Origin of the sequence: Paenibacillus sp. KN14-4R, assembly GCF_052180255.1 — a bacterium.
In the GTDB taxonomy this organism is placed as follows: domain Bacteria; phylum Bacillota; class Bacilli; order Paenibacillales; family NBRC-103111; genus Paenibacillus_AM.
Map to the genome: position 1 here is coordinate 3053244 of NZ_CP197466.1, position 22894 is coordinate 3076137.

Below are 22894 nucleotides of genomic sequence, written 5' to 3' on the forward strand. Positions count from 1 at the left end.
ACTTAAATTTGCTCTCTTTTTCATCAAACATGCTTTGTGTTTATCAGAACATTTTGCTAAATTTAACTTGAGGGGGCGATTGCCAATGATCTATTATCGTGATCAATTCATGCCAGAATCTGATGTCCATATTTCACCCGATGATCGAGGTTATTACTTTGGTGACGGTGTATATGAAGTGTTCCGCATTTATAACGGTCAGTTATTTGAAAAGGAGAAGCACCTGCAGCGACTCATTCGAACTGCAGAGCAAGTGCGGATTGAACTTCCGTACTCCATCGAAGAAATCGAAAACATCTTAGACCAACTCATTAATGAGACCCATACGAAGCTTGGAACACTCTATATCCAGATTACTCGAGGCGAAGCACCTAGAGCCCATCCTTTTCCAACAAAAGCAAAACCGATTCTCATGGCCTACTGCCGCCAATCTGATCGACCGTTGTCAACGATGGACAGTGGCATAACAGCGATAACGGCAGATGACATCCGCTGGCTGCGCTGCGATCTGAAGACACTAAACCTATTACCTAATGTTATGCTTAAACAAGCTGCCATTGATCAAGGCGCAGATGAAGTGATCTTACATCGCAGCGGGATCGTAACCGAGTGCAGTGCTTCCAACATGATGATGGTAAGAAATCATACGCTCTACACACATCCGGCTAATCATCTGATTCTACACGGCGTGACTCGTGCTGTTGTTCTTGAACTTGCAGCTCAAGCAGGTATCGAGGTACAGGAAGAAGCCTTTCATCTACAAGCTCTTTATGAGGCAGATGAAGCCTTTATTACTGGCACTACAACAGAGATTACACCGATCATTCAGATCGACAATCGACCGATTGGTGGAGGCCTGCCTGGCCCTATTACCCGCAAGCTGCAAGCCCTATTTACACAGCACATAGAGCGTGGTTCTCGCAATAGCTAAGATCCCACGCACGTATACATCTTTTAACACGCATACCGCAATTGTGCCACGCTCACTTGAATGATAAAAGTGGACGTGTACCTATTGCGGTATGCGTCGTTCTGCCTATTTCTCTGTATCCACTTATCTCTTCAAGTTCCATTCCTCTGTTCCGTATTTCTCCGCAACTAGTTTCGCTGCTAATTCCTCTTCATATGGAGTCAGCGCACCTTCTGTAAACTCAACCTTGAGTCCCTCAGCCATTCCAACTTTAAAAGCAGCTTCAACCTGAGCCAAATCAACTGCATTCTGCCCCAAATCACGCAGTACATCATTAATCGTAACAGCTTTATTTAGGAAACTCATCTTCATCCGCTCTGCAATACGTTCACTTGAGAAAATTAAGCAGCGAAATAGCTGATCCACGTCCATATCGAGTAAGATCGATCCGTGCTGCAGCACAACATTTTTCTGACGAACCTGCGCGCTACCCGCCACTTTACGTCCTTCCACTACTAACTCGTACCATGATGGGGAATCAAAGCACGCAGATGATCCCATGGACGCATATTTTTGCTGATCTTCTTCTGTTGCAAGCTGTACCATCTCTGCATTTAAGCCTAACTTACGAAAACCGAGCAGCAAACCTTCGCTCAGCACACGGTATGCTTCTGTAACGCCTGTTGGAATACCTGGATAGTCCTCTTTGACAATAATGCTATATGTGAGCTCTTTATCGTGTAAGACAGCTCTGCCTCCCGTAGGACGACGCACAAAGCCCAACCCTTCTTCCTTTACCCGTTCTAGATCAATTTCTTTTATTGCTTTTTGAAAATAACCTATAGATAATGTCGCGGGATCCCAGCCATAAAAACGTACAGTAGGTGGTACCAACCCCTCACTGTGCGCATTTAGAATCGCCTCGTCAATTGCCATATTTTCCGCTGGTGTCCGGTTACCTGTATGCACAAAACGCCATTTACTCGTCATCTAAATGAACCCTTCCTTCTTCTAACGTGAAAGCTTGTATGAATCTTTATTTTACCACACACACCCATCCTTTCAAAAAATAAAGACGTTTGCTTCGTTCCACCTTTCTGTTATGAAAAAGGGCTCTTTCGGAGAATACTAGATAAAACGTATTTTGCAGGAGCTAAGCCACATGCACACACCTAACAATTCCGAGCTTATTCGCCCCATTCGTGAGGGGCTTAACATTCATTTTAATCGTGAGTGGGTTACAGAATTAGAGAATCGTACTGACCGTGGAGGTCCATGGGATGACTTTACCTTATTTGACCTTGCCTATGAAGCTGAGCAAGCGACGCGGATCGATTCATTTGATCAACTACTTTGTCTTTCACATGTGCATAAATTGGAACCGATGATCCATCAAATTGACACCGCGAAGAAAGTACTTTTCGGCATGCACGGTAGAGCCATTTTGGCAGATGAAGTGGGACTTGGAAAGACAATCGAAGCTGGTCTTATTCTCAAAGAATACATGGTACGCGGACTCGTCCGTAAAGTACTGATCCTCGTTCCTGCTTCACTTGTACTGCAATGGGTTCGTGAGTTGAATCAGAAGTTCGGAATTGCCGCTGCCGCTCAGAAAAAAGAATATATGTGGACGCAGTGCGACGTTATTGTCGCTTCCATGGATACAGCCAAGCGCGATCCGCATCGCTCGATTGTGCTTGAACAAGAATATGACATGCTCATTATTGATGAGGCACATAAGCTGAAGAATAAGAAAACGACGAACTACGCTTTCGTCAAAGAAATTCGGAAGAAATATTGCCTTCTCCTTACTGCAACACCTGTTCAGAATGATTTGCAAGAGCTATATAATCTCATTACCCTGCTCAAACCTGGTCAACTTGGTGGGCAAGCAAAATTCCATAGTAACTATATCATTGATAAGCGAACCGTGAAGAATGAAGGCGCTCTTCAGCAAGAACTTTCTAAAGTTATGATTCGTAATCGGCGCAGTGATGGGAATTTGGATATGACCAAACGTGCTGTAAAGAATATTCCACTGACTTTATCCGAAGAGGAACAGCGTTTATATGACGGAGTAACGAACTTCGTACGGGGACGATACACAGAGAATGGTGCCAATTTTGGCTCCATGCTGTCTCTGTTAACGCTGCAACGCGAAGTATGCTCTTCCCGTGATGCTGTGTTTCTAACTTTAGTGAATTTATTTAAAAAGACTCCCGAAGATTCTCCTCTTCGTCCGCAAATCTGGGAGCTTGTTGAGCTCATTCGAGGCATACAAGCCAACACGAAAGCAGAGAAAACCATTGAAATTATCCGGCAGGTCAATGAAAAAGTGATCATTTTCACCGAATATCGAGCCTCTCAAGAATATTTACTGAATTACTTAAAAAATAACGATATTACAGCCGTTCCCTACCGGGGTGGCATGAATCGCGGTAAAAAAGACTGGATGATGGACTTATTTAAACGCCGCGCACAAGTACTTGTGGCAACAGAAGCTGGAGGCGAGGGCATTAACCTGCAATTTTGCCATCATATGATTAATTTCGATCTACCTTGGAACCCCATGCGAGTTGAGCAGCGAATTGGTCGAGTTCATCGCCTTGGACAGACGGAAGACGTGCAAATTTACAATTTGTCGACAAAAGGAACGATCGAAGAACATATACTTACCCTTTTGCACGAAAAAATTAACATGTTTGAATCCGTCATCGGGGAATTGGATGTCATTCTAGAGCGATTCGAGAAAAAGAAAACTTCTTTGGAAGCCTCTCTTTTTAAAATGGTCATGGAAGCCCGCTCCGATGATGACATTCGTGCAGGCATTTCGAAAATTGGAGACAAGCTGCAAAATGTGGCGAGTGAAGTACAAGAACAAACGCAGGCAGGCAGCGCTTTTCAAGAAATATTAGCTGGCAGTGGCCAGAAAGTAAACTTACGACCATAGAACAGGAGGTACTGCCCATGAGTATCCACTTATCTGACCCTACCAAAGCCGTCATGGATGCAAAACGTATTCAGGAGTATGTACTCCGTTATTTGCAAGTGCTGGAGTGCGACATTATCGAGAAAACTTCAAACCGTATTACAGTGAAGTTATCTCCTGAAGCAGATAAAGAATTAACTGGACGCCCCTATTATTGGGGTTTTGTCGAGCGGACAGGTGCGGCTCCTGAGACGATGACATTCGTATTCAAATTTGAGACCGATGAAACCGTGGATTCATTCAGTTTTGCTGCAAATCCTACTCCTCCCCCTACAACACCCAATAGCAGTACGAGTGAATCCACTACAAATGGTAATGAAGGCACTGGCGAGAGTATACTTGCTCGTTATTTTGGCTTTGTTCCAGTCGCACCTGTAAGTCGTTTCCCTGAGGATACACTTACTTTCGGTTCACGAAGACTAGAGCAAATTTTTCAATCTTCACGGAAGCGTGGGCGTTTCGTCCGGCTTTTCGAGGAACCTTCACGACGCGGAATGATAAACTCCATCCCATATGAGTCCTGGCTTAACGTGAATTTTAAAGTCGAATATGTCTGTGATATGAAACGCAGCGAAATTCATTCACTCGGGATACGCCTAGATACAGGTGAAATTCACGAAAACTTTTACGACCTTATCCGGTCGAAGAAACTAACTCCACGCTTACCAGCAGGTATCCATCTGCTTCGTGATCGATTGTCCATATCCAAAGCGATTTCACAATTAGAAGCTCATTTAGAACAAGCTATAAGGAAAACGGATCACTCATGGTCAGATCGTGCGAACGAAAGAATGTCGACTGAACTTTTACGTATTCAAGACTATTATGATAGCTTGCATGAAGATAAGAAGCTAGAGCGAAAACGTGAAGAAGAGGAAGAAGTCAACCAGACTGACATTCACGCTCAATTCCAACAAGCAACCGACGAAATTCACTGGCAGTATCGGCCAAGAATTGAAGTAGGCGCCATCAATTGCGGTTTATTTCATTTGCCTAGCGGTGAATAGGCAGTAACTGACGAAAGTCGCTAAAACTTCTTAAATTTACTGGACACATTGTAACACTATTTTTACAGCAATCCTTATACAATGGCATTACATGACCACCATAAGCGAAAATGGGTGAAAAAAATGATCAATAACCAATTACGACGCGCAATTATGGCGCTTGGTATCAGTGTGAGCATACTCACGACACAACTCGCTTTTGGACAAGCCAAAGTTATTCAAGCACAGACTGAGCAACCTTTACCATCGCTCAATCGTGACCAGCCACCTGTCGTGACTGACAAAGTTATACCACTGGATCAAAGTGAGCTTCATGACAACATTACCGAATGGAAAAAGCTACTGGCGAAACAACCAGGCTGGGAAAGCTGGAAACAAGCTTCTTGGAGTGTGTATCCACTTGGGCCTGGCACACATGGTTGGATTGTTGAATTAACACAGGATGGACAAAAAGTCGGATACATGATTGTGTCTGGAGATATGCACGGGGGATATGTGCTAACAGAATATGGAAAAGGATCGAATCCATTATTTAGCCTGGATACTTTGCATCGTGTACTAACGGAGAGGGGAATCATATCGAACCATATAACAGTCAATGATCTTGTACAAGGCACAGCTATTAACATCAATCGAATTTACATCAATGCACTTCAAGCTTTGTGGAAAATTGTTGTTAATGGGAAAGCCTCATACTTTGATGCCATTACAGGTGCTCTTCTCGATTTGGAGCAGGAACCAACAGCCAGCATTCCTGATCCACATGCGCAGCCTTCTATTGGACTAACCGCTAATCTGCCGCTTCTCGCAGAGCATCCTGTATTTGATCCTTATGAACGTATGCCTTGGCTGACAGGAAAGCCGCTCCACATTTCGAACTTTGCAGCTTTCCAGCGTGCCTTTAAGAACAATGATGAACTTCGTCTTGTGTGTGAATTATATAATGGAAAGCTCTCTATGCCTTTACCTGTTCTTGGCTATGTGCAGTGGGAACAAAGCGAACCCTTATTAATCGTTGACCAAGAAGGTGAGCGTTATATTTCATTATCAATCGCTTTGCAGTTAGGTAACCTCTATTCTTAACTGGGTCATTTTATCTTTCTCGGGTTTTCCCATTCATATCAATTGGTTTTGATTTAAAAATCATCCCAATAGCAAATGGAATCATTCCAAACCACCTTGTACTCCATGGTTCACGAAATTTGGGTGCAGATTTGGCTTTCTTTCGCTCGTCTTTTGGTGTATTTAAGTAACGAACTACACGCTCTGTCGTATATTTGATCAGATCATCACTTTTCGCCATTTCATTCACCGTCCTTTGCCAATAGTGTAGCCAGTAAGTCAAGGAATTAATCGTCTTGTATGTTACCGATTTGTTCAAATTTCGCCTTCTAATTCAGTTTCATCCACATACATTTATAGTGTAACAATCTAAGAAAGAGGTGCCTGCACATGGAAAGTGTGTTTACTAGCAAAAAAATGGAGATCGAAATAAACGCTCCTGAAAAACAATTACTTTTTAAAATTAAAAATGATAAATCGGATAAACCAACAACTATCCTCCTGAATCAAAATGATTTATTTCATCTCATGCACGCTTTGCTCTCGATCAATCGTAATTTCAATCAAGAAAAACCTTATTTTGCGGACTAATTAATGAATATCCAAAAAGCGGCCCGGGAGTCTTCCCCGGGCCGCTTCATTCATACATTTAATCTCTTCCGCTAAAAATTGCAGCGAGAAGTCGCAGGATATAAATAAACAGGTTAATAAAATTCAAATATAAGTTAAGCGCGGCCATCGGTACTTCTTCTGCATGTATCCCTTGTCGATATTGGGAAATATCATACAAGACCCAACCACTGAAGATTAGAATACCGACCATGGACCACACAAGTACCGTCGCAGATCCGAAACTCACAAATATAGACACCAGACCCATGACGATAAGCCCCAGTGTTGCAGCCATCAAAAATCCGCCTAAAAATGAGAAATCTCGCTTCGAACGTGCCGCATATAGCGCTAAACCGCCAAATATCACCGTTGTAGCTAGGAAAGCACCTGAGACTACTTTTGCACCTAGTAAGCCGCCATACGTCTCAATAACCGGAAACAAGGTAACTCCTGTAACCGCGGTAAACACATAAAGGAACGTATAGCTAATCGTCTTTCCACGCATCCGCATCACGAACGCCGCAATCAGCATCACCACTTCAATGACGACGAACATCATGACAAGACTTCGAGGAATGAACATCGCACCTACAAGTGTGCCAAGGAAAGAGACAAGTAGCGAGATGGTAAATGTGCGTAATACGTGTGCAAGACTTCCTTGCTGGATGTGTGAAATTGTTTCTGTATGCTGCATGTGAACACAAACCTCCTTATCCTAAGGGACAAAATTCCCTCTATGAATCGATTCTATTTTATTCTATTCTCGCCTTACTAATTCCTACCTAAACATAAAAATTCCTACAATCATAATTCCAAGGATAGCTGCAAACCCTAGTAGAAGCGATTTTTTAACAGGAAAATTAGTTCGTTTTTTAGAAGCATGACCCAATAATTGTTCCAATTGCCCTGCCGTTTCTTCCATCATTTGAAAAGGGTCTGACTGACAAGGCAGAGCAACTACATGCTGAATTGCAAATTCAGATTTCATATCACGAATGACCCGCTGATCGGCTAGCGGCACAAGGATCGTCCAATGACTTTGATCAAATGAACTGTACATCTGACAAAATCTGCGCAGTGCTGACCGCTTCCATTCACTACCTGATGCCACAATTATTTGTTTATCTGCTCGCAGAAACTCTTGGAACCATTCATTATTCTCATGGTATCCTATATCAAGAATGATATAGTCATAGTCTGCTGCTCGAAGTTTAATCATATCAATAGCAGAATTCGACTTATAGTAGATAGCACCTTTCATCTCGAACTGCGTCGTCCGAATTGGAACATCATCTTCCTTAAAACCCTCATACACCGACTCTAAATTAGTGAAATCTTCGGAAAAATTAGCCTCAACAACGGCAACAGTTGCATTGTTCTTTGCTAAAAAATTCGCAATCATGATCGCTTGATGTGTCGATCCGATACCTGAACTTACGCTTGTAATGGCAATTGTCATCGAACCGTGCTTTCTCCTACTTGCTTGCATTTCAGTTCGTGCATGAGATTTATTTGGAGTCGCTTGATGATTAGACTGAAATGTTATCGACATCAGGTGCTGCTTCACATCAGAAGCGCGCTGATACCGATCTGCAGGAGCGATTTGCAGTAGGCGATGAATAATCATATAAAGCGATTCAGATAAGCCTCTTTGTACCTGCTCTAACGGCTTTTGCAGCACATAATAATATTTGCCTCCACTGAGCAAATAGTACATTAGTGCACCAAGAGCATATAGATCTGTCCGATTGTCAGTCTGCTGATTCTCAAATTGCTCGGGTGCGGCAAATCCAATGGTCCCAATCTGCACCGTATCGGTATCTTTACCTTCTTTAAAACTACGTGCAATACCAAAATCAATGAGTCGTATCGTATTTTGTTCATCAATCATAATATTCGCCGGCTTCAAATCTCGATATACAATGGGTTGCGGCTGCTCGTGATGCAAGTACTGGAACAATTCACAGATTTGCAGCGCATAATCGATGACGACTGACTCTTCCATCTGTTTATTTGCTTGAATGAAAATATCCTGCAACGTTTGACCTTTAATATAGTCCATCACAAGATAACTTAAACCCTCTTCATCTGGCGGAAAATAATCAATAATATTCGGCAGCAAAGGATGATTCAGCTGTACTAGCATCTTTGCCTCATCAATAAATTTCTGAATATCTTGATTCGCAATGACCGTTTCCTTGATCGCCCACTGTTTACCACGCAGCTTCTGGTCATCCGCTAAATACACCGTTCCCATGCCCCCTTGACCGAGCACAGACGCTATTCGATACCTTCCCCCTAACCAGTCATTAATTTGAAGCTTGTTCTTTCTGGTAGACAAATATCAATTCCCCCTTATTCTTCCATTAAAATAAAAATCTAAATATGTACGTAAGCATCATTCGACAAATTGGCGTGTTTTTCCTTTTTATCCAATAAGCTTAATCCCTATGTATTAAAAAAAGGAGCGCATGCGCCCCCTTTAATTGTTCTCAGCATCTTTTAATCGATAAGCTAGCATGACGAACACATAATCTTCTTTTTCATCATTTACTTGACTTTGCTCCGAATTTGCATGGTTCTCTTCTTCCTTTTCATCATTCAGCAGAATATGATTCACATCATCTTTCGCACCCATAATCACATCATAAGCTTTGAGCTTTTTTTCCCATTGCTTTTTCGTCATCGATTTATATGCAACCTTGGATTCACACTGCTGCTCCGAATTCGGACCCGCCAAAATTCCTTGTTCAATAACTTGCAGAGCTTGATTCGTAATCCTCGACAGCTCTTGCATAATCACACTTGAATTTTGTTGAGCAGCAACAGGATCAATATTATACGAACGACTTACGTCTTTGTCGGTTTGATAATATTTTTCAATCAAATTACCTTGCTGCTTCGTTTCCACAAGTTTCAACAATCCAAGCTCTTCCATCTTATTTACATGATAATACAAACGGGAAGGCTTTTCGTCTAATTTCTCAGCCAGCTGCTTAACCGTAATAGGCTCATCCGTAGCAAACTTCATAATTCGAAATCTTCGTGGATCAAGCATTAACTTAATGATCTCAATATCCTTTATGACATGTTCTGTTTCCAAGGATTTTCCTCCTTATACCGAAGAAGGCACCGTTCCTTCTCTCTGTTCTGGTGTTTTTTCACTTTGCAGTGCTTTGTAATAGTGTAACAGAGGAAAGACAAGGACGACAAGAACAAGCAGTAGTCCTGCAACAGCTACGGTATATACGGGTGTAATCGTTGAAGCAAGAGCTCCTCCTGCTAACAATCCGATAACCGTTCCCATATTCACGATCGAATCAAGCAGAGCGGAGCTGCGTCCCCGAACATCTGGTGGTGTCAGAGTAACGAACAGACTGCCCAGTGGAACATTCGTGCAAGCAGCCGTATATCCAACAATCATAATCCATAAATACAAAATAGAAATACCTAGGTATTCAAATAATGCATTTACCGCAATGACTGAGATACAGCTCACCCCAATTGCCGCTAATGAGAGCATCAGCATCAGGTGTGGGGACAATTTTTTCAACCAATAGGGAGCAGTAAGAGCACCAATAATACTTCCAAGCGCACTTACGGTGGTTAGAAATCCATAATGTTCAGCAGGAATATGAAACGTGAACAGCATCATCGCACTTTGTGTTGCATTGACCATTGCGACCGTAAGCATCACAGGGAAAATAAGAATAATGAGTGCAACTAAAGCTTTCGTGTGCATCACGACTTGGATACCTTCTTTTAATGATTGCAAATAAGGCATTTTGTTCACTTTAGGAGCAGAAGAAGTATGCTTTTGAATATGAGATAACAACGCCCAGATGAACATCGCCGAGAGCACATAGGTAAATGCATTAAACGTAAATATCCACCCGAAATGCCCTAACGGAATCAGTACTCCAGCAAGAGATGGCCCGATTAACTTCATTGCCATAAAGGTAGACTGGCTTAAGCTAACCGCTTTCGTCATGTTACTCTCCCCGACTAATTGAGGGATTACTGCCGAGCGAGCAGGTTCAAAGAATATAGTTCCAAACGCTGCCAAACAAATGAGTACAAACAAGCCTTCCAGAGAGTTTTGTAACAAAATCATCAATAACACAATGATTGCCCGAAATATATCTGCGGAAATCATGACCAAAGGCTTCGGAAATCGATCCACGATCGGCCCGACAAACGTTCCAAGCAGGATACTGGGCAGTACGTTGAGCAGGATAACAAGACTGAGCATAAGCGGATTATCGGTCAAATGCGCAATCAAATATACAACAACTAGTCTAGTAATCCCGTCCCCTAATTCAGATACAATTTGTGCCAACCATAACTTGCGATAGGCAGGAATTTTTAATAATGCCCACATGGATGATCACCCCCCTAATAAAATTTATTTTATCGTTAAAATTTATTTTAACGGTGAAATAAATTTTAGTCAATACAAGAATAGGAATTTTCTGTTTATTTTAAAACTAAAAAAAAACAGCTGCATAGGAATCAAATTCCTACCAACTGTTTTGGTGTACCACTCACATATTCACAGCCTGAGCTTGCCCAATCTCCTGCTGACGTTTCGTTGCAGAATGGATCGTAAAAACGCTTATAAACCCACTTAGCGCAATCGCTCCACCCATAATAAGGAAGGTCGTTGCCGGACTTAACAGTTCCCCTATCAAAGCACTTACACCCATTCCTAACAAGCCTACCGTACTAAAGAAGCTGCTTGTAAATCCCTGCGCTCTGCCCATCTTCTCCAGTGGAATATTCTGCTGCATATAGGTTGAAGCACTTATATTGTAGATCACATTAAACACGCCGATGATAAACGCGAAACCCAACATGATATATAAATTTGCAGTTAAACCTAAACATAATAACCCCAGACCCATTCCAAATACAGATAATCCCAATCGAATAGCTAGTGACAATTTTGAAAAATATTTACTGAAAAAGGAAGCCACAATTAGTCCCGCACTAAGCGCAGAAATGACATAACCCGAGTATATCGAAGGCAGCCCCGATCTACTAATATGAGCAGTCAAAATGACATCAAAACCTGTGATCCCAATAATACAAAAGAAGAACATTCCCAAAATAGCTAGGATAACCGGTGCTCGAAGTGGCTCGACGCCCTCTTTCAGGCGTGTAACAAACGGTACTTTAACAGTAGGAGACTTCCCTTTATCACTAGCACTTGTCTTGTCAAAAGTGCCAATTGAATACAGGAGTACGGCTGCTATGAGATAGGATACGCCATCAATCAAAAAACCTACTGTGCTTAAATCTTTAGGAAGCAGGGTGAGTACAAATACAGCTAGACCCGGTCCGAATACTCTTACAACTTCATTTAGCATTTGCCTGGATGCATTAGATGCCATTAATTGCTCAGAGGGCACAAGCATCACTTGTAATTTCGAAGAAGCAGGTCTCGAGAATGCCCCAAATACAGCAATCAGAAAAGCGGTTATGTAGTAATAAGTCATTGTTGTCGGTAAGAAAAACATGCCGATCAGCACCGAAGCACTTAAGAGATTTGTCATGACCATCACCTTTGCCGGAGAACGCTGCTCTACCCAGAAACCTCCCGCAAGGCCTGCCACAATACTGCCTAAAGTTGAAGCCAGCGTTACACCCATCGTTGATATAAGCGATTGGGTTCGTTCAAAGGTCATGACGATTAATAACATAAACGTAAAAAATGAACCTAACTGTGAAATCAAAGAAGATAATAACAAAGATCTGAATTTTCCATTTTTAATAAGTAGTTCTAACACACTAATTTTCCTCTCTGGTCTTATGATGGATTACTAATTATGTAAAATTTAACCTCCATAACTATTAATATACTGAAACATTCACACAAATCAACTATTTTTTGTAATTTAAAGAAAAAATGAGCATCCCTGACAACACAAAAGAGCCCGCAAATTGCATCAAATGCAAATTTACGAGCGGTTATTCGTTATATGATGCGGCCGAGAGGACTCGAACCTCCACGGTATTGCTACCACTGGCACCTGAAGCCAGCGCGTCTGCCAATTCCGCCACGGCCGCACATTAGAATAAAATCAATTTATCATGCACCTCTAAATCTGTCAACGGTTGTTTGAAAATTCAATTTTATCCAATAAATAAGCATATCCCAATCCTTTTTCTCAGGCTTTTGCTTTAGCACGAATGATGCATGTTTTACTTATACTGTATGGGAAGAAACATATAAAGGAGTGATCTGTAATGGCTGACAAGGATGAACCTAATGAAAAGAAATCAATTCTTCTCGTTACACTGGGCATTATCGCAGCGGCATTCTTAAGTGGTCAAGGTTTCGATGAAGTTGATGAGGATACCAATACCGACCAAACACAATCCGGATAAGAATAAGTATCTAATTACCTAAGAAATAGAAGGTGGGATTCATGGCAGGTAGCAAAAACAAGCGACTCGGAAACAATAACAATAACAATAACAATAACAATAATAATAACAATAACAATAATAACAACTCTGGACCTGACAATCTGAATAAAGGGAATGATTGTACAGATAAAAAAAAGAAGGGTCTCTTATTAGACTCCCTCTCCCCTCAGCAGCTAGCCGTAGTCGCTGCATTGCTAACGAATGCACTACAAGTCGAGTCCATTCTACTTGATCGATATCAAACCATCGAGATTATCCTCACCGGATCACTCATTCCATCGGCAAAACAACCTGCGATGATGGACCCAGGTGAATTGGTCTCTTTGCTGCTGAATGCTCAAAAAAAACGATAATTAGCCCTATAAGCGCATGACAGCTTCTTTGTATTTCAACCCCGATTCCATTGCAGCTTCATAGACTGTTCTACCAATAAGATGTCCAAGCCATGTCGCTGTGCCCGCATATCGATGCGAACGTCCTCTTCCTGTTGCTGCAATAACGATGGCATCTGTGGATGTGCCGGTTGCCACATGCCCTCCACCTCTGATCTGAGTGCCCAAATCCTGCAGTGCAGCTGTTTTCGCTTCCGTTGCTGTGATAATCGAGCTTGCCATCGCTGCATCTGTCACTTCACCATCAATGAGTACGATAATATTAATCGTACCTGGATACAACTCTTCAGGTTTTAATGGTAGCCCTGCCCGTGTTGTATTACCAAGCCCCATTGTGACCCACGTACAAACACGCACGGTATTCTCCGCATCTTCGCCTTCCCCAGTCATCATCATACCTCTAAAACCAACATCCACCACATAAGCCGCTGTCAGCATACCCGCTACATCCTCATATCGATACCCTTCTTGCTCTAAGAAGCCCTTCATCTCCCTAAGAGGATCTTGACTCATGTAACTTTTTGGCACTTGTCTATTCATAATGTAAAGGTGCTGCCCATATCCGCCGCCCCACATATTTGTACTTAACGTTCTTAATGGGGTCTCACTCTTAATAACGATGTATCGATCATCGATACCTGTCACAATTTGATCCGTTACACCCTCAATTGCGGCTAACTCGATATTCGTTATCTTCCTCATCCTTCTATACTTGGAAAGTCAGGAAGCGTAAACTCCTTAGGTCGTTCATCCGAAAAAGGTTGATACACATAACCACGATGTAATTTTAATACACGACGGTTTTGCTTACGAATCAGAACGAACTCATCATCCCACGCAAGGACAATTCCTTTTACATCATTCACAGGATCTGCATCACGGATAACACGTAATTTCGTGCCCTCTACCCGGTACTGATCTAATATTTCATCTGTTATCATAAGGATCTACCTCCTACTTGTAGCATACACGAACCCTTTTCCTGAGTAAACTTTTGTAAGCGCTTCAATATATTTGTCGTATGATTAAAAAAATCTGCATGCCATTAAGACATACAGATCTTCCAAATTATGTTACAATGTCGTAGCCATTATGTTTTTAGGAAACATGTTCCTTCGTTTCGTACCAGTAGTCTAGAACTTTTGAGGACATCACACGCTTTTGAATATATTCGGCTTGCTTTTCAGAAAATTGCTCTTGCCAATTCACCGATAGCTCCGAACAAAGCTTCACAACGGTAAGAAGTTCAGACCAGGCTACATAACGTTTGTACCAGAAAAACTGCGGGTGTTCGATCATATACGGATACAAATCATCAAACTCAGTATGTTTACAATCCAGCGCACGCTCAAAGTGAGTCTTCGCTTCTGTTAGCTTTTCAATAAAATAGGTTTCCGAAATATTCTCTTTCATAATGAAGTTGATGCCTCCTTTCACTGACCCTGATTCTATTATAATAGATAATTTGATTCTGGAAAAGGCGCAACTACCCGTAATTGTCCATTAATCGAATACAATTTTTCCATTTGTTAGGGAAGCGATTTTAGCCAATGACTCCACTCGACAGCCCATCTCACGTAAAGAGCTTCCCCCTTGTTGGAATGATTTCTCTACGGCTATACCGATGCCGACTAGCTCAGCTCCAGCTTTTGCGACGATACGCACCAGGCCTCTAGCCGCATCACCATTAGCAATGAAATCATCGATGATGAGCACCCGATCTTCACTGTTTAAATAGTTAGTCGAAATCATAATATCCGTTACGATGCCTTTCGTGAATGAAGGAACGCGCTCTTCGTAAACTTGTTCACTCATTGTCACTGACTTTTTCCGTCTAGCAAAAATTAAAGGTACACCTAGCTCTAGCGCTGTGGCAAATGCGATCGGAATACCAGAAGATTCCACTGTTACAACCTTAGTCGGGGCGCTATCCTTAAAGCGTACAGCGAACTCTCTGCCCATTGCCATAATAAGCTCGGGGTCTACCTGATGATTTAATATGGAGTCAAGTCTGAGTACTCCGTCAGTTACAACGTCGCCTACTTCTTCGATACGTTTTTTTAATAGATTCATGAACATGCCTCCATGAGAAATGGTTTATGAGTAAGTTACCATAGGAAACTCCTAGGATTCAAGCCCTATTTTGACGCAAATGCTTCTGAATTGAAACTATTTTCTATACAATAGTGTCTATAATAGAGAAATAGAGAACTTAATTATCGGATAAAGAGAAAGGAAGATCAAGATGCACAGAAATTGGCACATCATCCCGTTAACTTGTTTGTGTGCCGGAATGATTCTATTGGCAGGCTGCGATAAGAAAGAAGCTGCTGAGATATCTCCTACACCAGATGTTACAAACAATGCTACTTCTACACCAAATACAACTACAGAAGGTACTCTAGATCCTACACAAACTCCAAATTCAACTACAGATACAACAAATGAAACAACTGCAGAATCACCGATTATAAAGCCAAAGGTAGACTCTAAAGATTCATACCGAGCTACAAAACCGACACTGATGGGCATCTCTCTGCAAACTAGCAAAGAAGCAACAATCAGTAGATTCGGTAATCCACCTTCCCAATTTCGTATGGAAGATGACGCAGAGGCGATAAATGTACTCGAATATATGGACTTCTCTGTTGGGTTCAATAATGCGAACAAGCTCCAGTTCATTGAAGTCCGCACCCCTAACGTGGATCCTGGGTTAAATGGGCTAAGGCTTGGTCAAAGAACGCAGGACATTGTGTCCGCGCTCGGTAAACCTGATCAGAATAGTAAATATGTGCTAAGTTACAAATCGCAAGGAACAGTACTTAAATTCGATATTGATATTAAAGAAGATCGCATTCAATCTATTAAATTGTTTGCAGGAACATAAACTGACAAATCAAGTAAAACTACATCTCCTTATATTTTCCAACTTTTATGTCATGTACAAGTCATTCCTTACATAACTTGTACTAACTTAGGTTGGAAAGGCGGAGTACATATGCTGCGTCATTTTAGTATAGTCATTCGGATTGCATTTACATATATCGGAACGATCGTCGGTGCAGGATTTGCAACAGGTCAAGAAATATTGCAATTTTTCACGAGATACGGTTCAATGGCAGCTTTTACGATTCTACTTGCAGCCATACTATTTATTTGGATTGGTGTCAAAATGATGGTGATGGCTTATGAAATGAAAGCCAAATCGTACGAGGATTTGAATCGAATGTTATTTGGACCTCGAATCGGATCCATTGTGTCTCTTTTTATGATGATCATATTATTCGGTATCTCGACTGTCATGCTGGCAGGTGCTGGATCTGTCTTTTCTGAACAACTACATTTATCGTATCAGACTGGCCTTCTACTCACTTTATTCCTATCCTATCTCGTCATATCACGGGGCATTGGAGCCATTATGACCGTCAATACAGTGATCGTGCCTCTCATGATCTTATTCTCTGTACTTATCGTCTGGCACACCATAAGCAGCCCCAATGCAGGCAATTGGTTGTTCCTCACTTCCGATTATTCGTTTAAGCAGATTTGGCTTGCACCTTTATTGTATGCTGCCTTCAACCTCTCCACTGCACAAGCGGTACTTGTGCCACTTGGTGCTGCCGCTCCGAACAAATCGGTACTCTATCTAGGTGCAGGGATCGGTGGTGGCATTATTGGACTACTACTCATCGGGGCGCACATCGCACTTTCGACTCAAATGCCAGGTATCACTCAATTTGAAATTCCAATGGCAGGTCTTGTGACGAAGCTCGGATACACTGTTCAATTCATATATATCCTTGTGATTTACTGTGAAATATTCACAACTTATATTGCGGATATCTATGGTTTGACACTCCAGCTTGAGCAGCGTTCAAAAATCAACAGTCAATTTATCCTCGTGATTTTACTTATCTTGAGCTATGTTGTTTCACAGATTGGTTTTAAGGTGTTACTTTCCTCTTTATATCCCGCTTTCGGCCTGATCTCCATGGTTTGGCTCGGCTTTATGGTTTGGCGCAGACGAGCTTTGTAGCGCAGAGTACATCATCATAAAACGTAAGAATAACAGCACCATTCCCATTAATGAAAAAACAAACCCGCCTGTTAAGTATGCTAGATGATACGAAGGGAAATTCGCCTTATCCCGCATGACCGCATACAAATCAGCCCCAAGCATTAATAAACCTACTAAGAATAATCCAATAAGCATATAGTCCAGTATATTCCATCGCAATAACTCAATAGGAAGTCCTCTGTCCTTCGTTCCATCCGTCCGTTTACGAGATTGCAGCAGGAACCATACGGTATATATCGCCCCACCCGTCACTACAAGACCAATCACACTGCCTAGTATGGCAATGATGGTATTCAGTTCAAACACGGTAATTCTCCTCTCAAAAACCAGTTAATAAACGAGCATATATACAAGCAGTACGGTTAGCAGAAAGCTTACAACGGGTAAAGCCCATAAGCAGTATTCGAGCACTGCGCTTGAAGGAAGTGGCGCTTCCTTGAACAAGTAACGATGGCATAGATCCAACAATTGCCTAGGTCCTGTTCGTTTTGATGCTGGAGGTGGGCTAACAACGGGATTTCCCACGAGCATTCTTCCTTTTTTCCAACCAACTTGATAAGTAATTTCACGTGGCTTGACTGTTTTTTTCTCTTTTTCGTTGTCTATCTTACTTCCATTCTCATTTCCGATCTCTTCCACCTTCCACCCCTCCACTTCCTTGTATGGTTTTATTGTGATGCCCTTATAATTCAATCAGTTGTAAGTCTGGGATATGCCGCAAAGCTGCATCACGCACATGCTCATGACATGTAAACAACAGCAGCTGCCGTTGTCCGCTTATTTCTTGCAGCTGTTTCAGGCAGCATTCCATCCGCTGTTGATCAAAATTTACGAGTATATCGTCCATAATCATCGGTACGACAGCTCTTGAAGCATATTCTTCCGCCAGTGCAAAACGCATGGCAAGATAGAGTTGTTCAGCTGTTCCTCGACTTAAGAAGGCAGGTTCAACCCCTTGACCAGATGGTTTTACAGCCTCCAACTTATTCTCGCCAAATGGCGCTCGGACACCGATGAACCGACCTTGTGTCATCTCTTGAAAATAGCGGGAGGCTCGCATGAGCACGCCGGGCTGCCGCTCTCTTTCGTACATCTCGCGTGCTTTGCGCAGCAGATGTGCGGCAAAGGCGCAAGCTGCGTACTCGCGACCTAAAGCCTGCAAAGCAGCGACTTGTTCTTCCCGCCGCTGCAACTTGTCTCCATGACCGGCGCCATTTTCTAGCTGCTCAATCGTTCCCGCAAGACGCCCCCGTCGGTCGCGCTGTTCATTCGCTTCTTCACTTAGAAGCGACAATTTTGTTTGCAGCTCGCCTACCTGCGCGGCGAGCTCAGTTACGCCATGCTCAGCCAGCATAGCGTGCAAATGCTCAAGGCGCTGACTACCGACCAGCGCCGTAATCGAGGGGAGCAGGTGCCGCCGCTCCCCTTCAAGCTCCGCACGCCGTTGGGCGTGGCGTGCTTTGACGCGGAGGTCCAATTCGGACTCCGCGGAGGCAAGTGCAAGCAGCTCCGATTGCCGGAGCTGAAGCCCTTCCAGGCGTTGGCTAAGCGCCTGCGCCTCTAAAGCGGCGGCGCGCTGCGCTTCGCTTGCGAGCGCTGCCGCATCGCGCTTGCGCAGCTCATGCGCAAGCGCCTCCCCTCGGCGTTTGATGCCGAGGACGGGGTCGCCTTGGACTGCGGCTGTGCCGAGCAGTCCATCCACCTGCGCCGCGTAATCACGCGCGGCGCTCCTTACAGCAGCAAGCCGCGTCTGCAGGCGCTGCTTGTTATAGAGCAGGCTGTGACCCTGCTCAATCAGCGGTAAACTCTCTAGCAAACCACCCGGTGAAAGGGGCGCTGTAAAACCATACTGCTTCAACCATTCTATCCAAGCTAACTGCGTCTTCTGCTCTTCATCCTGCAATTGCTTTACATGCTGCTCCGCTTGGTTTACATGCTTAGCAGCTGACTGCAAATCTTGTCGCCAATCAGCAATTTGACCCGCAGTTCTCTTGGTAACTTCTTGATCACGTTCCCAACTTTCGATTCCTTCTTCCCATACTGGAAGCTCTTGCTTCAGCCAAGATTCAACCTGTATCCAATCGGAAGCAGCCATATGACTTTTGAGGTTATGACTCGATGAGCGATCAAAAGCAACATACTCATAGTCACCACCGCCCTCATCCTGCAAGGTTCCATCGGTATATGAACTAGCCATCTCAGCAGATGCTGCCAAGGGTTGGACAAGAACACTCAATGCCTCTCGAAGCTTATCCAAATGGGCCTCTGTATGGCTGAGTTTAAACTTCATATCAGACGGTAATTCAACCCCGGGTTCACCAACGGGTTCATCCATCACATATCTTCTAGTACCTCGACTCCCAGACTTCGATCCAAACGGCTTCACGATCTGGTAATAACCCAAACACCCTACAACTACTAGTAAACCAAGCAGACCTGCTATAACAGTTTCCTCACGCGTAAATAGCCATACAGCTAAACCAAGACCAACTGCAGCTCCGCCAACCATCCAAAACGCACCTAATCTTGAGCTGCGTTTCGTCCTCTTCCCATCACGTTCTTGATTAGAACCCAGCTGCATATTACGAAGTGCTTCTTGATGTAATCTATAATCTTCCGCCCGCTGAAGCAAATGCCGATATTCCATTTGCGCTTCATTGTACTCCCTATACAATTGAGAGATGGAACGTAAATGCGTCTTCATATCCTGAATACCAGGTACACCAGTGAACATCGCAAATAATTGGGAAGATGGGTGAACCGCAGATTGACAACTTGCCTGATCTTGAAGTAGGTGAATTTGCTCCTCCAACTTCTCTACTTGTTCGCTTATTGCAAGCTTCGATAATGTCTCTCGTTGTTGATCAACAGTAAGCTGCACAAACGTCTCTTTCCACTTCGTTATCTCTTCTCGCATGGAAGCCGACAAGGCAAATTGCTGCAAATCGGCTTCCGACCAGCTTGGGTCAATCGATCTGAGCGTTCTCTCTAATTCCTTTTGTTCATGATCAAGCTCTGATTGGAGCTCTACGATAGACCGCTCATCGGCTTGAAATTGAGGGGCACGTCCCATTAGAATCTCGATCTCAACTTGCTGTGCAAGCAATTGTTCATCAGGTTGCGCTTCTTTTATTTGTTTTGTTAGCTCTTCCTGTTTGAGCAGATGACGTTGATATTCATCCCGATATCGAATTTCATCTGCTTGTAGCGACTCCCATTTTGCAATCGCATCTTCTGGAAATTCAGGAGTCAAAGGGAGATGTTCACATTCCCGCTCCATTTCTTGCAGCCTGAGTGTAGGCTCATAAGCCTTCATACAAGTCTCGACCCAATCCAACTGTTCTTTCAAGCTCTTCTTGTTATTTTCCAATTCCTCTATGCGTTCATCTACGGTATGTAAATCTTGTTTTAGTAAATCATACCGACCTGCTTGTTCTTTACTTCTATACACGGCTATATCAAGTTCTTCAAGTTTCTTATAGCCTACATTGATATCTTGATTCTTACCTCTTGGTTTGTATAATCGTTCTAGACGCGCAGCTAATCTACGCTCTCCATCAATTAATGCAGCAGGAGGAATGCCAAGTCCTGCACTATATAAATAACCATTAATTTCTTCTTTTTGTAAATTCCGAAGCTCTTGCAATTCACTTAAACCGAAGGCAAATAATGAACGAAACACTTCGGCAGACATCCCACCAAGCAAGCTCGCAAGCGCTTCTTCTCCACCAACCGTTCCGTCTTCAAAAGTTACTTTAACCGTACCAGCGGATGCTGAACTTCGCCCTTTAGTGCCCTTATGATCATGACGTTCGACAAGTACACGTTTCCCTTGATCATCGAGTAAAATCAAACTGCCTCCATGCGCACCTCCACCAGAAGGTACGTAGCGATCGGCAAGCTGGCTTCTTGGGGAAAAACCAAATAATATCGCTCGAATAAACCCCATCAACGTGCTTTTTCCTGCTTCATTAGCACCATACACGAGAGTAAGTGACTGCACAAGCTGCCAGCTGCGATCCCGCAAATGACCAAATCCATCTACTTGAATGGCAACAATCTTCAACCTTCCCAGCCCCCATCCGCCAAATAATCGAGTACTAAGCCCTCTGCAGCCTGAAGCAACTCCTGTAACTCCTGATCAGTTTTAGGTAGCACAAGCTTACCTAGCCCGGTCTGTGAAGCCAATCCTTCTAGAGCCTCCCTTGCAAAAATACGCAGCTCCTTCTCGTCCTGCTGCAAATGCCGTGATTCTCGTAGTAAATCACCGATGAAATTGGGCTCTGAAAGCAGCGACTCTACATCTATTTCCCGACTTGTTTGATCAATGACCGATTCGATCCAGACGAATGTTACTTCGGGACCAATTGGCAGTTCATCTATGTAAGATTCAACTTCATCATTTGTTAAAAAACGCTTCACTTCATCTGCTCGTATTTCTTCCAGTAATTCTGCTACAGCTTGTCCTTTACGCAGACGATCATTAAGCTGTCCACGACCTTCTAGGCGTACACGTACGATTGCTGATCTCCCATCGCTATTCATGCGAAGATCCTCCACCCGCTCCTCAAGTGTGTCCTTAAGGGCTTGTTCAGAATCCATGCCCTCAATCGAGATCGTAACAACTTCCCACCTAACTACATCCAGTGAATGGAATGTTAATGTGCTTATTCCCGCTTCATTCACATCAACGATATAGCAGCCTTTCTTACCCGTTTCCCGAATGCTGCGTCCTTGAATATTTCCCGGGTAAACAATATGCGGCTGGCCTTGTGGATTCAGCTCTTGGCGATGATGAATGTGACCAAGCGCCCAATAATCCATCCCGCTTTCCATTAGCTCCCGTTTCGTACAGGGAGCATAGTTATCATGATCTGAGGCTCCATCTACATTCGTGTGCAGCATCGCGATTTGATACACCGGTTTACTCGTTAAAAAGGGCTTAAACTTCACCGCCAAATTTTGTGAAACAGCTGCCGTTGGATAAGAGGTTCCATGTACATAGGCAATAACCCCTCGATCCGGCTTTATTACTGGCAAAGTTTCAACCTGGTCCGTCGCAAAAATGTGAACACCATCCGGCCACTTCAGCTTCGCAACTCGTCCATCCAGTGGATCATGATTTCCGTGAATTAGGAACACCTCGATTCCATAACTCGCTAAGATCTGTACACCTTTCTGCAGCCGAATTTGAGCTTTCAAGGAACGGTCTGCTGCATCATAGACATCTCCGCTAATCAAGACAAAGTCTACCTTTTTCTGAATCGCCAAATGCACCAATGCCTCGAAAGCATGGAAAGTGGAGTCCCGAAGGCGATCACGAATCGCCTCAGGAACTCCAGTCATGCCAAGGAATGGTGAATCTAGATGAAGATCAGCACTGTGTAAAAATCGAAAAGACTGCATATCCGT

General features: G+C 43.2%; 24 protein-coding genes and 1 tRNA gene. 9 read left to right on the top strand and 16 right to left on the bottom strand.

Features of this window, described 5'->3' with window-relative positions:
- The first annotated feature begins 85 nt into the window (after window positions 1-85).
- Window positions 86-931 (top strand): D-amino-acid transaminase, encoded by an 846-nt coding sequence (dat, locus tag ACSBOP_RS14920; protein WP_442601320.1) that lies wholly within the window; start codon window positions 86-88, stop codon window positions 929-931.
- 123 nt (window positions 932-1054) lie between these two features.
- On the opposite strand, the gene ACSBOP_RS14925 is transcribed toward dat, so the two are convergent.
- The gene (locus tag ACSBOP_RS14925; protein WP_442601321.1) at window positions 1055-1900 is read right to left on the bottom strand and encodes a lipoate--protein ligase family protein; all 846 of its coding nucleotides are present in this window, start codon (window positions 1898-1900) and stop codon (window positions 1055-1057) included.
- Window positions 1901-2072: 172 nt separating this feature from the next.
- Here ACSBOP_RS14925 and ACSBOP_RS14930 point away from each other — a divergent pair, with 172 nt between their 5' ends.
- The 3 genes from ACSBOP_RS14930 to ACSBOP_RS14940 all read left to right on the top strand — a co-directional run bounded on the left by ACSBOP_RS14930 (window position 2073) and on the right by ACSBOP_RS14940 (window position 5989).
- Window positions 2073-3860 (top strand): DEAD/DEAH box helicase, encoded by a 1788-nt coding sequence (locus tag ACSBOP_RS14930; RefSeq protein WP_442601322.1) that lies wholly within the window; start codon window positions 2073-2075, stop codon window positions 3858-3860.
- A 17-nt stretch (window positions 3861-3877) separates the two neighbouring features.
- Window positions 3878-4906: a YqhG family protein gene (locus tag ACSBOP_RS14935; protein WP_442601323.1), complete on the top strand. Its 1029-nt coding sequence runs from the start codon at window positions 3878-3880 to the stop codon at window positions 4904-4906.
- 123 nt (window positions 4907-5029) lie between these two features.
- On the top strand, window positions 5030-5989 hold the full coding sequence (locus tag ACSBOP_RS14940; RefSeq protein ID WP_442601324.1) for a hypothetical protein: 960 nt from the start codon (window positions 5030-5032) through the stop codon (window positions 5987-5989).
- A gap of 10 nt (window positions 5990-5999) precedes the next feature.
- Here the strand turns inward: ACSBOP_RS14940 and ACSBOP_RS14945 are convergent, their stop codons facing one another.
- On the bottom strand, window positions 6000-6287 hold the full coding sequence (locus ACSBOP_RS14945; RefSeq protein ID WP_442601325.1) for a YqzE family protein: 288 nt from the start codon (window positions 6285-6287) through the stop codon (window positions 6000-6002).
- A 71-nt stretch (window positions 6288-6358) separates the two neighbouring features.
- Between ACSBOP_RS14945 and ACSBOP_RS14950 the strand changes: the two genes are divergently transcribed.
- Window positions 6359-6559 (top strand): hypothetical protein, encoded by a 201-nt coding sequence (locus tag ACSBOP_RS14950; protein ID WP_442601326.1) that lies wholly within the window; start codon window positions 6359-6361, stop codon window positions 6557-6559.
- Window positions 6560-6617: 58 nt separating this feature from the next.
- On the opposite strand, the gene ACSBOP_RS14955 is transcribed toward ACSBOP_RS14950, so the two are convergent.
- From ACSBOP_RS14955 to ACSBOP_RS14980, 6 genes are all read right to left on the bottom strand, one after another.
- Window positions 6618-7274 (bottom strand): Bax inhibitor-1/YccA family protein, encoded by a 657-nt coding sequence (locus ACSBOP_RS14955; protein WP_442601327.1) that lies wholly within the window; start codon window positions 7272-7274, stop codon window positions 6618-6620.
- A gap of 84 nt (window positions 7275-7358) precedes the next feature.
- The gene (locus tag ACSBOP_RS14960) at window positions 7359-8921 is read right to left on the bottom strand and encodes a protein kinase domain-containing protein (RefSeq protein WP_442601328.1); all 1563 of its coding nucleotides are present in this window, start codon (window positions 8919-8921) and stop codon (window positions 7359-7361) included.
- A 141-nt stretch (window positions 8922-9062) separates the two neighbouring features.
- The gene (locus tag ACSBOP_RS14965) at window positions 9063-9683 is read right to left on the bottom strand and encodes an ArsR/SmtB family transcription factor (protein WP_442601329.1); all 621 of its coding nucleotides are present in this window, start codon (window positions 9681-9683) and stop codon (window positions 9063-9065) included.
- Window positions 9684-9695: 12 nt separating this feature from the next.
- Window positions 9696-10961: an MFS transporter gene (locus ACSBOP_RS14970; protein WP_442601330.1), complete on the bottom strand. Its 1266-nt coding sequence runs from the start codon at window positions 10959-10961 to the stop codon at window positions 9696-9698.
- Window positions 10962-11124: 163 nt separating this feature from the next.
- Window positions 11125-12369, bottom strand: coding sequence for an MFS transporter (locus ACSBOP_RS14975; protein ID WP_442601331.1), 1245 nt, complete (start codon window positions 12367-12369; stop codon window positions 11125-11127).
- Between the two features lie 196 nt (window positions 12370-12565).
- Window positions 12566-12649: transfer RNA gene (locus ACSBOP_RS14980), tRNA-Leu, on the bottom strand.
- Between the two features lie 180 nt (window positions 12650-12829).
- Between ACSBOP_RS14980 and ACSBOP_RS14985 the strand changes: the two genes are divergently transcribed.
- Window positions 12830-12970, top strand: coding sequence for a hypothetical protein (locus ACSBOP_RS14985; RefSeq protein ID WP_442601332.1), 141 nt, complete (start codon window positions 12830-12832; stop codon window positions 12968-12970).
- A 41-nt stretch (window positions 12971-13011) separates the two neighbouring features.
- The gene (locus ACSBOP_RS14990) at window positions 13012-13365 is read left to right on the top strand and encodes a hypothetical protein (protein WP_442601333.1); all 354 of its coding nucleotides are present in this window, start codon (window positions 13012-13014) and stop codon (window positions 13363-13365) included.
- A 6-nt stretch (window positions 13366-13371) separates the two neighbouring features.
- On the opposite strand, the gene ACSBOP_RS14995 is transcribed toward ACSBOP_RS14990, so the two are convergent.
- The 4 genes from ACSBOP_RS14995 to ACSBOP_RS15010 form a co-directional block, all read right to left on the bottom strand.
- Window positions 13372-14106: an adenosylcobinamide amidohydrolase gene (locus tag ACSBOP_RS14995; RefSeq protein WP_442601334.1), complete on the bottom strand. Its 735-nt coding sequence runs from the start codon at window positions 14104-14106 to the stop codon at window positions 13372-13374.
- Entirely contained in the window at window positions 14103-14345 is a 243-nt protein-coding gene (locus ACSBOP_RS15000; protein WP_442601335.1) for a hypothetical protein, read from the bottom strand. Before ACSBOP_RS15000 ends, ACSBOP_RS14995 begins: the two co-directional genes overlap by 4 nt.
- Before the next feature lie 157 nt (window positions 14346-14502).
- Complete coding sequence (locus ACSBOP_RS15005; RefSeq protein WP_442601336.1) at window positions 14503-14817, bottom strand: hypothetical protein; 315 nt, start codon at window positions 14815-14817, stop codon at window positions 14503-14505.
- Between the two features lie 90 nt (window positions 14818-14907).
- Window positions 14908-15477 (bottom strand): xanthine phosphoribosyltransferase, encoded by a 570-nt coding sequence (locus tag ACSBOP_RS15010; protein WP_442601337.1) that lies wholly within the window; start codon window positions 15475-15477, stop codon window positions 14908-14910.
- A 172-nt stretch (window positions 15478-15649) separates the two neighbouring features.
- Here ACSBOP_RS15010 and ACSBOP_RS15015 point away from each other — a divergent pair, with 172 nt between their 5' ends.
- Complete coding sequence (locus ACSBOP_RS15015) at window positions 15650-16291, top strand: hypothetical protein (RefSeq protein ID WP_442601338.1); 642 nt, start codon at window positions 15650-15652, stop codon at window positions 16289-16291.
- Between the two features lie 111 nt (window positions 16292-16402).
- On the top strand, window positions 16403-17440 hold the full coding sequence (locus ACSBOP_RS15020) for a YkvI family membrane protein (RefSeq protein WP_442601339.1): 1038 nt from the start codon (window positions 16403-16405) through the stop codon (window positions 17438-17440).
- On the opposite strand, the gene ACSBOP_RS15025 is transcribed toward ACSBOP_RS15020, so the two are convergent.
- From ACSBOP_RS15025 to ACSBOP_RS15040, 4 genes are read right to left on the bottom strand one after another with little or no spacing between them, the layout of a single operon-like run.
- On the bottom strand, window positions 17369-17788 hold the full coding sequence (locus ACSBOP_RS15025) for a hypothetical protein (RefSeq protein WP_442601340.1): 420 nt from the start codon (window positions 17786-17788) through the stop codon (window positions 17369-17371). The genes ACSBOP_RS15020 and ACSBOP_RS15025 overlap by 72 nt on opposite strands.
- Window positions 17789-17812: 24 nt before the next feature.
- On the bottom strand, window positions 17813-18121 hold the full coding sequence (locus tag ACSBOP_RS15030; protein WP_442601341.1) for a hypothetical protein: 309 nt from the start codon (window positions 18119-18121) through the stop codon (window positions 17813-17815).
- Between the two features lie 43 nt (window positions 18122-18164).
- Window positions 18165-21548 carry an AAA family ATPase gene (locus ACSBOP_RS15035; protein WP_442601342.1) on the bottom strand — a complete coding sequence of 1128 codons (3384 nt, stop codon included), beginning with the start codon at window positions 21546-21548 and terminating at the stop codon, window positions 18165-18167.
- Window positions 21545-22888, bottom strand: coding sequence for a metallophosphoesterase family protein (locus ACSBOP_RS15040; protein ID WP_442601343.1), 1344 nt, complete (start codon window positions 22886-22888; stop codon window positions 21545-21547). The genes ACSBOP_RS15035 and ACSBOP_RS15040 overlap by 4 nt, the downstream gene beginning before the upstream one ends.
- Window positions 22889-22894: the final 6 nt, after the last annotated feature.

Bases quoted from the DNA above. Each gene is read 5' to 3' on its own strand.
- dat (WP_442601320.1), top strand. From the start codon at position 86: ATGATCTATTATCGTGATCAATTCATGCCAGAATCTGATGTCCATATT.
- ACSBOP_RS14925 (WP_442601321.1), bottom strand. From the start codon at position 1,900: ATGACGAGTAAATGGCGTTTTGTGCATACAGGTAACCGGACACCAGCG.
- ACSBOP_RS14930 (WP_442601322.1), top strand. From the start codon at position 2,073: ATGCACACACCTAACAATTCCGAGCTTATTCGCCCCATTCGTGAGGGG.
- ACSBOP_RS14935 (WP_442601323.1), top strand. From the start codon at position 3,878: ATGAGTATCCACTTATCTGACCCTACCAAAGCCGTCATGGATGCAAAA.
- ACSBOP_RS14940 (WP_442601324.1), top strand. From the start codon at position 5,030: ATGATCAATAACCAATTACGACGCGCAATTATGGCGCTTGGTATCAGT.
- ACSBOP_RS14950 (WP_442601326.1), top strand. From the start codon at position 6,359: ATGGAAAGTGTGTTTACTAGCAAAAAAATGGAGATCGAAATAAACGCT.
- ACSBOP_RS14955 (WP_442601327.1), bottom strand. From the start codon at position 7,274: ATGCAGCATACAGAAACAATTTCACACATCCAGCAAGGAAGTCTTGCA.
- ACSBOP_RS14970 (WP_442601330.1), bottom strand. From the start codon at position 10,961: ATGTGGGCATTATTAAAAATTCCTGCCTATCGCAAGTTATGGTTGGCA.
- ACSBOP_RS14985 (WP_442601332.1), top strand. From the start codon at position 12,830: ATGGCTGACAAGGATGAACCTAATGAAAAGAAATCAATTCTTCTCGTT.
- ACSBOP_RS14990 (WP_442601333.1), top strand. From the start codon at position 13,012: ATGGCAGGTAGCAAAAACAAGCGACTCGGAAACAATAACAATAACAAT.
- ACSBOP_RS14995 (WP_442601334.1), bottom strand. From the start codon at position 14,106: ATGAGGAAGATAACGAATATCGAGTTAGCCGCAATTGAGGGTGTAACG.
- ACSBOP_RS15000 (WP_442601335.1), bottom strand. From the start codon at position 14,345: ATGATAACAGATGAAATATTAGATCAGTACCGGGTAGAGGGCACGAAA.
- ACSBOP_RS15005 (WP_442601336.1), bottom strand. From the start codon at position 14,817: ATGAAAGAGAATATTTCGGAAACCTATTTTATTGAAAAGCTAACAGAA.
- ACSBOP_RS15010 (WP_442601337.1), bottom strand. From the start codon at position 15,477: ATGAATCTATTAAAAAAACGTATCGAAGAAGTAGGCGACGTTGTAACT.
- ACSBOP_RS15015 (WP_442601338.1), top strand. From the start codon at position 15,650: ATGCACAGAAATTGGCACATCATCCCGTTAACTTGTTTGTGTGCCGGA.
- ACSBOP_RS15020 (WP_442601339.1), top strand. From the start codon at position 16,403: ATGCTGCGTCATTTTAGTATAGTCATTCGGATTGCATTTACATATATC.
- ACSBOP_RS15040 (WP_442601343.1), bottom strand. From the start codon at position 22,888: ATGCAGTCTTTTCGATTTTTACACAGTGCTGATCTTCATCTAGATTCA.